General features: G+C 69.2%; 14 protein-coding genes. 7 read left to right on the top strand and 7 right to left on the bottom strand.

Features of this window, described 5'->3' with window-relative positions:
• Window positions 1–446 (bottom strand): 5'/3'-nucleotidase SurE (surE, locus tag AQY21_RS11580; protein WP_065169925.1); only part of this gene is annotated, 446 nt, incomplete at its 3' end.
• 189 nt (window positions 447–635) lie between these two features.
• Between surE and AQY21_RS11575 the strand changes: the two genes are divergently transcribed.
• Window positions 636–1,559, top strand: a complete 924-nt coding sequence (locus AQY21_RS11575; RefSeq protein ID WP_058097812.1) for a sulfite exporter TauE/SafE family protein — start codon at window positions 636–638, stop codon at window positions 1,557–1,559.
• On the top strand, window positions 1,556–2,350 hold the full coding sequence (locus tag AQY21_RS11570; protein WP_058097811.1) for a TIGR02186 family protein: 795 nt from the start codon (window positions 1,556–1,558) through the stop codon (window positions 2,348–2,350). Before AQY21_RS11575 ends, AQY21_RS11570 begins: the two co-directional genes overlap by 4 nt.
• Here the strand turns inward: AQY21_RS11570 and AQY21_RS11565 are convergent.
• From AQY21_RS11565 to AQY21_RS11545, 5 genes are read right to left on the bottom strand one after another with little or no spacing between them, the layout of a single operon-like run.
• Entirely contained in the window at window positions 2,337–3,482 is a 1,146-nt protein-coding gene (locus AQY21_RS11565) for a GNAT family N-acetyltransferase (RefSeq protein ID WP_058097815.1), read from the bottom strand. The genes AQY21_RS11570 and AQY21_RS11565 overlap by 14 nt on opposite strands.
• 32 nt (window positions 3,483–3,514) lie before the next feature.
• Window positions 3,515–4,270 (bottom strand): glycerophosphodiester phosphodiesterase family protein, encoded by a 756-nt coding sequence (locus AQY21_RS11560; protein ID WP_058097810.1) that lies wholly within the window; start codon window positions 4,268–4,270, stop codon window positions 3,515–3,517.
• Window positions 4,270–4,710, bottom strand: coding sequence for a RidA family protein (locus tag AQY21_RS11555; protein ID WP_058097809.1), 441 nt, complete (start codon window positions 4,708–4,710; stop codon window positions 4,270–4,272). Before AQY21_RS11555 ends, AQY21_RS11560 begins: the two co-directional genes overlap by 1 nt.
• 9 nt (window positions 4,711–4,719) lie before the next feature.
• Window positions 4,720–5,175, bottom strand: a complete 456-nt coding sequence (locus tag AQY21_RS11550) for a YbjN domain-containing protein (RefSeq protein WP_238986755.1) — start codon at window positions 5,173–5,175, stop codon at window positions 4,720–4,722.
• Between the two features lie 43 nt (window positions 5,176–5,218).
• Window positions 5,219–8,662 carry a chromosome segregation SMC family protein gene (locus tag AQY21_RS11545; RefSeq protein WP_058097814.1) on the bottom strand — a complete coding sequence of 1,148 codons (3,444 nt, stop codon included), beginning with the start codon at window positions 8,660–8,662 and terminating at the stop codon, window positions 5,219–5,221.
• 153 nt (window positions 8,663–8,815) lie between these two features.
• Between AQY21_RS11545 and AQY21_RS11540 the strand changes: the two genes are divergently transcribed.
• On the top strand, window positions 8,816–9,169 hold the full coding sequence (locus AQY21_RS11540; RefSeq protein ID WP_058097807.1) for a CidA/LrgA family protein: 354 nt from the start codon (window positions 8,816–8,818) through the stop codon (window positions 9,167–9,169).
• Window positions 9,166–9,882: an LrgB family protein gene (locus tag AQY21_RS11535; RefSeq protein ID WP_058097806.1), complete on the top strand. Its 717-nt coding sequence runs from the start codon at window positions 9,166–9,168 to the stop codon at window positions 9,880–9,882. The genes AQY21_RS11540 and AQY21_RS11535 overlap by 4 nt, the downstream gene beginning before the upstream one ends.
• 54 nt (window positions 9,883–9,936) lie before the next feature.
• Here the strand turns inward: AQY21_RS11535 and AQY21_RS11530 are convergent, their stop codons facing one another.
• The gene (locus tag AQY21_RS11530; RefSeq protein ID WP_024842734.1) at window positions 9,937–10,257 is read right to left on the bottom strand and encodes a DUF6280 family protein; all 321 of its coding nucleotides are present in this window, start codon (window positions 10,255–10,257) and stop codon (window positions 9,937–9,939) included.
• Between the two features lie 347 nt (window positions 10,258–10,604).
• On the opposite strand from AQY21_RS11530, the gene efp reads away from it, so the two are divergent.
• The 3 genes from efp to AQY21_RS11515 all read left to right on the top strand — a co-directional run.
• Window positions 10,605–11,168 (top strand): elongation factor P, encoded by a 564-nt coding sequence (efp, locus tag AQY21_RS11525; RefSeq protein WP_058097805.1) that lies wholly within the window; start codon window positions 10,605–10,607, stop codon window positions 11,166–11,168.
• A 150-nt stretch (window positions 11,169–11,318) separates the two neighbouring features.
• Window positions 11,319–12,035, top strand: a complete 717-nt coding sequence (locus AQY21_RS29025) for a hypothetical protein (protein ID WP_058097804.1) — start codon at window positions 11,319–11,321, stop codon at window positions 12,033–12,035.
• A 91-nt stretch (window positions 12,036–12,126) separates the two neighbouring features.
• Window positions 12,127–12,339 (top strand): N-acetyltransferase (locus AQY21_RS11515; protein WP_058097813.1); only part of this gene is annotated, 213 nt, incomplete at its 3' end.

Genomic DNA, 12,339 nt, shown 5'->3' with positions numbered 1-12,339 from the left:
CCATGCACCCGCGCCGCCTGGAACGGATCGTCCAGCGCCGCGGTGCGCTGGCCCATGTATTGCGACAGGGCGATGGCGGGCAGGCCCTGCAACGCCGCCTCCATCGCGCCGCCCACGGTGCCGGAATACATCACGTTCTCGCCCGAGTTGTTGCCGCGGTTCACGCCCGACAGCACCAGATCCGGCGGATTGTCCCGCATCACGTCGGCGATGGCGGCCAGCACGCAATCGGCCGGCGTGCCCTCGGCGGCAAAACGGCGCGGCCCGAGTTCGGCGATCAGCGTCGGATGGACATAGCTGATGCAATGCGCGACGCCCGATTGCTCGAAGGCCGGGGCAACGGTCCAGACCTCGCCCCCGGGGCCGGCGACCTCGGCCGCGATCGCCTCCAGCGTCTCGAGTCCCGGAGCGTTGATGCCGTCGTCATTGGTAATCAGAATGCGCATGGTCTTCCCTGTCCGGCCGCCGCGCCGGGCCGCTATCCGCGCCGCCCGCGCCCTTGCCGTTATCTGCCCGTCACATCTGCTTTATCCGGGCCACAGCCTTGCGACAACCCGCCGGAAGGGCCACGGAAGCGTTTGACGCAGGGCTGTTGCCGGGGCAGCATCGACACAAGGCAATAAGCCGGGCAGGACATGCAGATCTATCTTCCCATCGCCGAGGTGGCGGTCAATGCGCTGGTGCTGATCGGTCTGGGCGGCATCGTCGGGCTGATGTCGGGCCTGTTCGGGGTGGGCGGCGGTTTCCTGATCACGCCCCTGCTGTTCTTCATCGGCATTCCGCCGGCCATCGCGGTGGCGACCGGCGCCAATCAGGTCGTGGCCTCGTCCTTTTCCGGCGTGCTGGCGCATGTCAAGCGCAAGACCGTGGATTTCCGCATGGGCTGGGTCCTGCTGGCCGGCGGCCTCGTCGGTTCCTCGGCCGGGGTGCTGCTGTTCAACATGCTGTCGCGGCTGGGCCAGGTCGATCTGGTGGTGCAGCTTTGCTATGTCGTCTTCCTGGGCCTGATCGGCGCGATGATGCTTCAGGAAAGCCTGCGCGCGCTGCACCGCGCCCGCCGCAGCGGGCCGATCAAGCCGATGCGCCGCCACCAGCACGGCTGGGTGCACAAATGGCCGCTGAAGATGAAGTTCCGCGCCTCGGGCCTCTATATCAGCGCGATCCCGGTGCTGCTGGTCGGCGCCGCCGTGGGGGTGCTGGGCGCGCTGATGGGGGTGGGCGGCGGCTTCATCATGGTGCCGGCGATGATCTATCTGCTCGGCATGCCGACCAAGGTGGTCATCGGCACCTCGCTGTTCCAGATCACCTTCCTGTCGGCCTATACGACGCTGATGCATGCGGTCTCGTCGAACACGGTGGACGTGATGCTGGCGGTGCTGCTGATCGTCGGCGGCGTCACCGGGGCGCAGATCGGCACCCATCTGGGTGCCCGGCTGCGGGCCGAGCAGCTGCGCATCCTGCTGGCGCTGCTGGTGCTTGCCGTCTGCGGCAAGCTGGCGCTGGACCTGTTCCTGCGCCCGGACGAGCTTTATTCGATCACGCCGGGGATCTTGCGATGAGACGCGCGCTTGCCCCGCTCTTGGCCCTGATGCTGCTGGCCCTGCCGCTGGCTGCGCAGCAATCGCCCCCCGCCCCGCCGCCCGAGCAGATCGTCGCCGGGCTGTCGCGGGACGACGTGGACATCACCACCAGCTTCGACGGCTCCGAGATCATCATCTACGGCGCCATCAAGCGCGAGACCCGCATTCCGCAGGGCCATCCGCTGGACGTGATCGTCGCGGTCGAGGGCCCGGCCCAGACCCTGACCGTGCGCCACAAGGAACGCCGGCTCGGCATCTGGATCAATACCAGCCGGGTCAGCATCGGCTCGGCGCCCAGCTTCTATGTCGTGGCGACGACCCGGCCGCTGCACCTGATCCTGACCCCCGCAGAGGACCAGCGTTACCGTGTCTCGATTCCGCTGGCGATGCGCGCCTTTGCCGGGCCGATGGAGGTCGAGGATGCCGTGCCCTATACCGAGGCGCTGATGCGCCTGCGTCAGGCCAGCGGGCTTTACCGCCAGGACGACGGCGCGGTGCGGCTGGCCGAGCAGACGCTGTTCCGCGCCGATGTCCGCCTGCCCGCCAACCTGGTCGAGGGCTTCTACAGCACCCGCATCTTCCTGCTGCGCGACGGCAAGGTCATCGACACCTTCCGCGCGCCCATCGAGGTGCGCAAGGTCGGGCTGGAACGCTGGCTCTATCGGCTGGCGCTGGAGCAGCCCTTCATCTACGGCATCATGTCGCTGACGATCGCGGTGGCGGCGGGCTGGGGCGCCTCGGCCGCGTTCCGGCTGGTCAAGCGCCCCTGACCTCGCCGCGGCGGAACGGTCCCATCTCGGCCAGGATGGCCATTTCCTCGCCCACGGCCTCGCGCTCGCGTTGCAGGTAATCGGCGATGGCGCGGTGAAAGCCGCGATCCGCGACCCAATGCAGCGAATGGGTCTGGCTGGGCATGTAGCCGCGGGCCAGCTTGTGTTCGCCCTGCGCCCCCGCCTCGACGCGGGGGATGCCATGGGCGATGGCCCAGTCGATGGCCTGGTGATAGCACAGTTCGAAATGCAGGAAGGGGTGGTCCTCGATGCAGCCCCAATAGCGGCCGTAAAGCGCGTCCCTGCCGATCAGGTTCAGCGCCCCGGCGATGGGGCGGCCGTCGCGCTCGGCCAGGACCAGCAGGCAGTCGTCGCGCATGGTGTGGTGCAGGATGTCGAAAAAGGCGCGCGTCAGATAGGGCCGGCCCCATTTGCGCCCGCCGGTATCCTGGTAGAAGGTCCAGAAGGCGTCCCAATGCTCGGACCGGATCTGGTCCCCGATCAGGCTGCGGATGCTGCCGCCAAAGGCCTGCGCCCGCTCGCGTTCCTTGCGGATCGCCTTGCGCTTGCGCGAGGAGAGCTGCGCCAGAAAATCATCGTAGCTTGCATAGCCCTGGTTCAGCCAGTGGAACTGCTCGCTGGCCCGGGGCAGGAAGCCGGCCGCCTCGCCCAGTTGCGCTTCGGCCTCGGTGCAGAAGGTGACATGCGCGCCCGACAGGCCCGATTGCTGCGCGAATTGCACCATGGCCGCCAACAGCGCGCGCCGCACCGCCGGGCTGGACGCGATCAGCCGCGGCCCGCTGACCGGCGTGAAGGGCACGGCGCATTGCAGCTTGGGGTAATAGCGCCCGCCCGCCCGCTCATAGGCCTGCGCCCAGCCGTGGTCGAAGATATATTCGCCCTGGCTGTGGGTCTTGACATAGCAGGGCGCGACGCCCGCCACCTCGCCCCCCAGCCGGGCGACCAGATGACTCGGGTGCCAGCCGGTGCCTTCGCCGACCGAGCCGGATTCCTCCAGCGCCGACAGGAAACGATGCGTGGTGAAGGGATTGGCGCCCGCCCCGCAGCCGTCCCATTGGGCGGCGTCGATCCCGGAAATCGCAGGCAGGACGGAAACGGCAAGCTCGCTCATGGCGGGAAACATAGGCGCGGGCGGGGCGATTGTCAGGGCTTGGCGGGCAGGTAATGCTCGAATGTGATGTTGTCGGCCACGCGGCGGGCCTCTGCCTCCTGATCGGCCGAGCGCACGGTCCAGCACAGCACCGGCACGCTCTGCGCCTTCAGCGCCGCCACCGCCGGATTGCCCAGGTCCCTGCGGTCATGCGAAACGAAACTGGCCCCCACCCGGTCGAAATCGGCGATCGCCGCCAGATGCGCGCGGGTGGCGTCGTCCAGCATCGGCCAGTCCCGGGCCTCATAGCCGCAGGTGGTCAGCCCGACCGTCACCCCCGGCGCCGCGGCATGGAAGGCCGCGACCGCATGCGGGTTGAAGGACATGACCGCGACCGGCCCGTCATAGCCGGCAAGCCGCCGCGCCACCTCGGCCTGCAACTCGCCCACCTCGGCCGAGGCGCGCAGGCTCTGGTCCTTGATCTCGATCAGCAGCGGCACCCGGCCCGCCACCTCGGCCAGCAGTTCGGCCAGCGTGGGGATATGCTCGGCGGTGCCCAGGATACGCAGTTGCGACAGCGCGTCGATGCCCAGGGCGCTGACCAGCCCCTCGGCCCCGGTCAGGCGCGGCAGGTCGTCGTCGTGAAAGACCAGCGCCGTGCCGTCCGCGGCGCGCTGGATATCGCATTCGATGCCGTAGCCGGCGGCGATGGCGGCGCGGAACGCCGCCATGCTGTTTTCCGGCACGCCCGGCCCATGCAGCCCGCGATGGGCGATGGGCAGGCGCAGGAAATCGGAATGCAAGCCCATCAGGCGAACTCGAAGATCGCCTCGACCTCGACCGCGACGCCGCGCGGCAGCGCCGGCGCCGAAACGGCGGCACGGGCATGGCGGCCCTTGTCGCCGAACACCTCGACCATCAGGTTCGAGCAACCGTTGATCACCTCGGGCTGGTCGGTGAACTCGGGCGTGGAATTGACGAAGCCGGTCAGCTTGACCACCCGCACCACCCGGTCCAGCGACCCCAGCGCCGCCCGCGCCTGCGCCAGCAGCGCCAGGCCGCAGCCGCGCGCCGCCTCGGCGCCCTCCTCGACCGCCAGATCGGCGCCCAGCCGGCCCTTGGCCGGGCTGATCTGGCCGGAAACGAACAGCAGGTCGCCCGAGATCACATAGGGCACGTAATTCGCCGCCGGCGCGGGCGCGTCGGGCAGCGTGATCCCCAGCTCTGCCAGTTTCGTCTCGATGGACATGCTATCCTCCTACCAGTCGATGAAGTCGCGGAAATCGCTCAGCACGATGCGCCAGGTGTCCAGCGCGTCGTCGAAATTCTTGCGCCCGATGCCGTCGCCTGCAACCCCGATATCCATCTCGATGAAGGGATCGCCGGTTTCGTCCAGCCACACCTTGCCGAAACGCTTCTCGCGGTTCCAGCGGTTCGCCATGCTCTCGGGCATCGAATCGTCCAGGTCGAACCCGGCCGAGAACTGGATCGCGGCGCAGGTCGTTTCGCATTGGTAGAAATAGACCTGAAAGCCGGTGCCGTCGATGCGGCTTTCGATCAGCGGATCGCCGGCGCCGTCGGTAACCAGCTTGGCCGGCAGGCCGAAATCCATCATCATCAGGCGGATCACCTCGGGATCGCCCATGACCTGCGCCTGCGCGGCGGGCGCCTGGATCAGCGCCGCCAGGACAAGGGGAACCAGGGTTCGCATCATCTTCTCCGTTGCGGAAATCGCGCGCTGATTACCGCTTTGCGCGTCAGGCCACCAGAGCTTCCGCGCGCTTCAGATCGACGCTGACCAGCTGGCTGACGCCCTGTTCCACCATGGTCACGCCGAACAGCCGGTCCATGCGCGACATGGTGACGGCGTGGTGCGTGATCACAAGGAAACGCGTCTCGGTCCGCCGCGTCATCTCGTCCATCAGGTCGCAGAACCGGGTGACATTGGCATCGTCCAGCGGCGCGTCCACCTCGTCCAGCACGCAGATCGGCGCCGGGTTGGCCAAAAAGACCGCAAAGATCAGCGCCAGCGCCGTCAGCGTCTGCTCTCCCCCGGACAAGAGACTGAGCGTGCTGAGCTTTTTCCCCGGCGGCTGGCACATGATCTCCAGCCCCGCCTCCAGCGGATCGTCGGATTCGACCAGCACCAGCCGCGCCTCGCCGCCGCCGAACAGATGCGTGAACAGGGTGGTGAAATTGGCGTTCACCGTGTCGAAGGCTGCCAGCAGCCGCTCGCGCCCCTCGCGGTTCAGGCTGCCGATGCCCTGGCGCAGCTTGCGGATCGCCTCGGTCAGATCCTCTTTCTCGGTGGCCAGCCGGTCGCGCTCGGTCTCCAGCTCGCGCTTGTCCTCGTCGGCGCGCAGGTTCACCGCGCCCAGGGCGTCGCGGCTCTGGCGCAGCCGGGCGATCTGCTCCTCCAGCGCCTCGGCGGCGATCTCCTCGACCTCGCCCAGGAATTCCAGCAGCGCCTCGGGCGTGGCCTCCAGTTCTTCGTGGATGCGCAGGCGGGCGGCGGATTCGGCCTCGGTCGCGGCCTCGGCGCGGGCCTCGCGGGCGGCGCGACTCTCGCGCGCGTCCGAGGCAGCGCGCTCAGCCTCGCGCTCGGCCTCGGCGGCAAGGCGCTGCGCCTGATCGGCGGCGGACAGCGCATCGCGGGCGCGGGCCAGCCGGGCGGCGGCCTGCGCCTCGGCCTCGGTCAGCACCTCGCGGCGCTCGGCCAGGATCTCGGGCTGCGCCTCGGCCTCCTCCAGATCGGCCGCGGCCTGGTCGCGACGGGCGGCGAGTTCGGCGGCGCGGGTTCCGGCCTGGTCCAGCCGCAGCCGCCAGCCGGATTCTTCCTTGGCGATCTCTTGCAGGCGCCTGGTCCGCGCATTCGCCTCGCGCCGCAGCTCGTCCAGCGCGCCGCGCCGGGTCAGGGTGGCGATGCGCGCCGCCTCGACCCCGGTGCGGGCATGGTCCAGCGCCGCCGCCGCCGCGCCGCGGTCGGGCAGTTCGGCCAGCGCCCGCTCGGCCTCAGTCAGCCGGGCGCGGGCGTCCAGCGCATCCTCGCGATGCCGGGCCAGTTCGGCGCGGGCGGATTCGGCGCGGCTTTGCGCCATGGAAAGCTCGGATTCGGCGCGGGTCACGGCGCGCACGGCATCCGACAACCCGCGCTCGGCCTCGCGCCTTGCGTCGCGGGCGCGCTTCTCGGCCTCGGTCGCGGCCAGGTGGCGGTCGCGCAGCGCCTGATGCGCGGCCTGCGCATCCCCGGCGCGGGCCTGCGCCGCCTCGGCCTGTTCGGTCAGTTCGGCCAGCTGGTTGACCTTTTGCAAATGCAGCGCGGCCGAGGAGGCCGCCTCGCCCGCCATCACCCGCATGCCGTCCCAGCGGAACAGGTCGCCCGCCTGCGTGACCAGCCGCTGGCCGGGAGCAAGCGCGGCCTGCATCGCCGCGCCCATTTCCGCATCCGCGACCAGCCCGATTTGCGACAGCCGCCGCGCCAGCGCCTCGGGGCCGTCCACATGCGGCGCCAGCGGCTCGGCGCCCTCGGGCAGCGGCTGCGGCGCGCCGTAGCCCGGCAACCGGTGCCAGCCCGAACCACCCTCGGCCAGACCGACACCCAGATCGTCGCCCAGCGCCGCGCCGAAGGCGGTCTCGTAGCCCCGTGCCACGCGCACCAGATCGAGGATCGAGCCACCACCCTGCGCGCGTTCCACCAACCGCTTCAGCGCCGCCATCTCGGCATTCAGCGCCGAAACCTCGCCCTCGGCCTCGGCCCTTGCCGCACGGGCGCCGGATTCCTCGGCCTCCAGCGCGGCGCGGGCTTCCTCGGCCTCAGCCAGCGATTCTTCGGCGGCCTCGACGCGCTCGCGGGCTTCTTCCTGCGCTTCCTCGGCGGCTTCGCGGGCAGCCTCGGCCTCGGCGCCGGCATCGGTGGCGCGGGCAGCGGCGGCCTCGGCCTCGGCGGCGGCACGGGTGGCGCGCTCCTGCATCTGACGCAGGTCATGGGCCAGCCGCTCGGCAGATTGGTGGCGGGCGGCAAGGCGGGCGGCTTCGTCGGTCAGCTCGGCCAGCTTGGCTTCGACCTCGCGCAGCGCCTCGGCGGCTTCCTCGGCGGTGGTGGCGGCGGCCTCCAGCCGCTCGTCATGGCCCTGCCCGGCCTTTTCCAGCTCGCGCTTTTCCCATTCCAGCCGCGCGATCACCTCGCCGGCATCGCGGTTCAGCGCCGATTCGCGCTCGATGTCGCGGTCGAGCTGGGCGATCCGCGCCAGAAGCGTCTGGATCGCCTGGGCGGCGCGGGCCTCGGCCTCGTCCAGCGCCTCGCGCTCGACGGTGGCCCGGGACAGGATGGCGGCGGCGACCTGCTCTTCCTCGCGCAGGGGCGGCAACCTCCGCTCGGCCTCCTCGCGGGCGGCGATGGCGCGGCGCGCCTGGGCCTCGGCCTCGGAGGCGGCGCGGATCGCCTCGCGCAGCGCCTCGGCCGCCCCTGCCTTGGCCTGATCGGCCTCGGCCCAGCGGCGATAAAGCAGCACGCCCTCGGCCCGGCGCAGCGCGGCGCCGATCTCGCGATAGCGCGCCGCGGCGCGGGCCTGCCGCGCAAGGCTGGCGGCCTGCGTGGACAACTGGTCCAGCGTGTCATCGACCCGCGTCAGGTTCGCCTCGGCCGCGTTCAGCTTCAGCTCCGCCTCGTGCCGGCGCTGGTAGAGGCCCGAGATCCCCGCCGCCTCCTCCAGCACCCGGCGGCGTGCCTTGGGCTTGGCGTTGATGAGTTCGGAAATCTGCCCCTGCCGCACCAGCGCCGGCGAATGCGCCCCGGTCGAGGCATCCGCGAACAGCATCTGCACGTCGCGCGCCCGCACTTCCTTGCCGTTGATGCGATAGGCGCTGCCGGCGTCGCGGGTGATGCGGCGGGTGATGTCGAGCGTATCGCTGTCGTTCAGGCCGGCGGGGGCGAGACGGTCCTTGTTGTCGATGGTCAGCGTGACCTCGGCATGGGCGCGGGCGGAGCGCCGGGCGGTGCCGGCAAAGATCACGTCCTCCATCCCCTCGCCGCGCATGGCGGTGGGCCGGTTTTCGCCCATGACCCAGCGCAGCGCCTCGAGCAGGTTCGACTTGCCGCAGCCGTTCGGGCCGACCACGCCGGTCAGGCCCTCGTGGATGACCAGGTCGGTCGGGTCCACGAAGCTCTTGAAACCATTGAGGCGCAGGCGGTCGAAACGCAAGGCGAAGGGTCCACGAAGATCGTTCAAATCCCCCGGATTCTTGGCGATCCCGGGCCTCAAGTCAACACAATCCCCCAGATATGGCGGGTGTTCGGCGGTTATCCACAAGATTTAAGGGTTCACCACAAGAAATACCCTGCTAATCTGGCCGGCATGATTCCCGCGCTTGCCATCATCCTGGTCTTCCAACTCATCGGCGAGGTTGCCACCCGCAGCCTGGGCCTGCTGCTGCCGGGCCCGGTGCTCGGCCTGCTGCTGCTGGTGCTGTCCTGCACGCTGCGCCCGGCGCTGGCCGAGATGCTGCGCCCGGTGGTCACCGGCATCCTGGGCCATCTGTCGCTGTTCTTCGTGCCGGCGGGCGTCGGCGTGGTGGCGCATCTGGGCCAGTTCCGCAGCGACGGGCTGGCCGTGGCGGTCGCGCTGACCGTCTCGACCGCGCTGGCCATCGCGGCGGGGGCGCTGGTGTTCCGCGCCGTGGTGCGCTGGACGGGCGGGTCCGAGGAATGACCGACGCGGCGCTGATCTGGAGCTACCTGACGCAAGGGCCGCTGCTATGGCTGACGGCGACGCTGATCGCCTATTGGCTGGGCGACACCTTCTTTCGCCGCATGAACCGGCAAAGCTGGGCCAATCCGGTGCTCTGCGCGGTGATCCTGCTGGCCTGCGTGCTGGGGCTGACCGGCACCAGCTACCAGACCTATTTCGAGGGCGCGCAGTTCGTGCATTTCATGCTGGGCCCGGCCACGGTGGCGCTGGGAATGCCGCTTTACGACAACCTGCGCCGGGTCAGAAAGGCCTTGCTGCCGCTGGTCGCAGCGCTGCTGGCGGGATCGGTGACGGCGGTGGTCTCGGCGCTGGCCATCGCCAAGGCCTTCGGGCTCTCGGACCTGATGCTGGCAAGCCTGGCGCCGAAATCCACCACCGCGCCGGTCGCCATCGGCATCGCCGAGGGCCTGGGCGGCGAGCCGACGATCACCGCCGTCCTGGTGCTGGTCACGGGGATCTTCGGCGCGATCATCGCCACGCCGCTGTTGAACGCGCTGGGGATCCGCGACTGGCGGGCGCGCGGCTTTTCGCTGGGCGTGGCCGCGCATGGCATCGGCACCGCCCGCGCCTTTCAGGTGAACGAGACCGCCGGCGCCTTTGCCGGCATCGGCATGGGACTGAACGCGGTGCTGACCTCGATCATCGCGCCGCTGGCGCTGTATCTGTTTCAGTAACGAAAAAGGCCGCCCCGCAGGACGGCCCATCGCGTTCCGGGGGCGCAGACGCGCTTATGCGGCGTCGGCTTCCTCGGCGGCGTGGCGGCGCTCGCTTTCCTCGCGCGACAGCGCGACCGAGGTGCGCACGCCCTTGGCCACGAATTCCATCAGCCCCTTCACCACCCGCTCGTTCGGGTCGATGCCGGCGCAGGACAGAACCTCACGCCCGTCGCGCGAGCGTGCCCAGCGTGCAATCTGATCGGGCCCGTTGCCGTATTTTTTGTCATCGGCGATCGCATCATCCAGCGCAGCCAGCACAACGGCCGCAAAAAGCTTGCGGGCCCGCTGTCCCTGTTCGAAATTGAAAGCCGAGCCATCCACGAAATCGCGCATCATCTGTGTCCTGTTTTTCTTGCGGTGCCCCCGCACCTTGACCCTTGCCAAGGTTGCTGCATCATTTTGCCTCATAGGCGGCATTGGCCGGCTTAGCCGATCCGTGCCGTGATTCGGTATGCCTCCTGCCGCATGACCGCCATGCATATCGTGCAAGCCCCGGCAGATAGGCGTAATAGCCACCAAAAGCAACGATCTTGCGACATGCGGAAATTCGCAGGCACCCTTGACAACGCGTGAAACGCCTTTCGGTTGCCTTGAGGCGCGGCAATGGATATAGGTGCGCGCGATCGCGGTTCAACCCCCGGGCCACCGCAAATTCCTAAACATTTTCAAGGTAATCCCGAATGGCCAGGATCAATGGCAATGAAATCAAGCCCGGCTTCGTGCTGGATCACGACGGCGGGCTGTGGGCGGCGGTCAAGGTGAATCACGTCAAGCCCGGCAAGGGCGGCGCCTTTGCCCAGGTCGAGCTGAAGAACCTGCGCGACGGGCGCAAGCTGAACGAACGCTTCCGCTCCGAGGACAAGGTCGAGCAGGTCCAGCTCGAGACCAAGGACCAGCAATTCCTGTACGAATCCGACGGCAAGCTGGTGTTCATGGACAGCGAGACCTTCGAGCAGACCGAGCTTGACGCCGATCTTCTGGGCGAGCGGCGGCCCTTCCTGCAAGACGGCATGGTCGCGGCGGTCGAGTATTACGGCGACGAGGCGCTGTCGGTGCGCATCCCCCAGAAGGTGGTCTGCCGCGTGGCCGAAACCGAGCCGGTGCTGAACGGCCAGACCGCGGCGAAAAGCTTCAAGCCGGCGATCCTCGACAACGGGTTGCGCATCATGATCCCGCCCTTTGTGGGCGCGGACGAGGATATCGTCGTCAATACCGAGCTTTTCGAGTATTCCGAGCGCGCCTGACCCGGTTCTGGCGGATGCTCGGGGCTCGTCATGGCGCATATGGCCATTCGCCGCCCGCGGGCATAGGATCGCCGGCAACGCGATGTCGAGCTGGCATAATAGGGCGGAATGACGAAGGCGGCTGGAAAGACGGGGAAAGGCGCCCCCGACATGAGCGAAGTCACCCGACTGCGCCGCGCGTCCACGGATGCCGTCGGGTTGGACGAGGTTCGCGCCGCCATGGGCGAGGCGATCGAAAGGCTCAGCCGGCTCGAAGAAGTGATGTGCGAGATGATCCGGACCGGGCTGGCCCCCACCGTCGGCGGCGGCGAGGGCCTGATCGCAACCGGCCCGCCGCCGTGCGAGAATGCCGAGGCCCGCGCCTTGGCCGCGCAGGCGGCGATTCTGGTCAGCGCGACCCGGATCGCCAGCTTGCAGACCGGAAACCCTGACCCGGCAGCCGATGCCGGGACCGCCGATCCGATCCTCGGCTATATCTCGCGCCGCATGCTCGTCGAACTGGCCATCGGGCTGGGCGAGATCCCGTTGCATGCGCGACCACGGGCCAATCGCGGGCTGCGCCTGGTCGGCGGCCGGCCCCGCAAGGGCAGCGATCCCGCAGCGCCGCTTTACCTGCGCCTCGACCGGCATCTGCGCCTGCCGCTTGACTGCGGTTCCAACGCCTTGGAGATCGAGCGGCGGCTTGGCGGGCGCTGGCACCGGACTGGGCTGCACGCCATCAAGGACGGCATGGGCGGCATCGAGCTCGACATTGCCATGCTCGAACACCTCGCCGGTCCGTTCTCGCCCGAATTGCGCCGGGCCTTGACGCTGGATCCCAAGCCGCCTCCGGACCGGATCGGCCCGCCCAGCCCGCAGCCGCAATGACCGCTATGCGCCCGCCGCAACGTCGCGACGGTCCGGGATGGACCGGATCGCGTTTGCCCTGCGTTATGGTGTCGAACCGACGGAGGAAACCATGGTGCAACCGACCATCCATGTCGCGCATGAGGATTACGGCAGTTCCGGCCGCTATGTGGTCACCCTGCCCGGAATCGAGGGCGAGGCCGAGCTGACCTGGCATGCTGGCGGCCCTGGCATCATCGTCGCCGACCACACCTATGCGCCCAACGCGATGCGCGGCTCGGGCGCCGCCGCCGCCCTGGTGCAGCGGCTGGTCGCGGATGCGCGG

Origin of the sequence: Paracoccus sp. MKU1 (assembly GCF_001447385.1) — a bacterium.
Taxonomy (GTDB): Bacteria; Pseudomonadota; Alphaproteobacteria; order Rhodobacterales; family Rhodobacteraceae; genus Paracoccus.
Note: the sequence above shows the minus strand (reverse complement) of the source record. Positions and strands in the feature narration are given on the sequence as shown.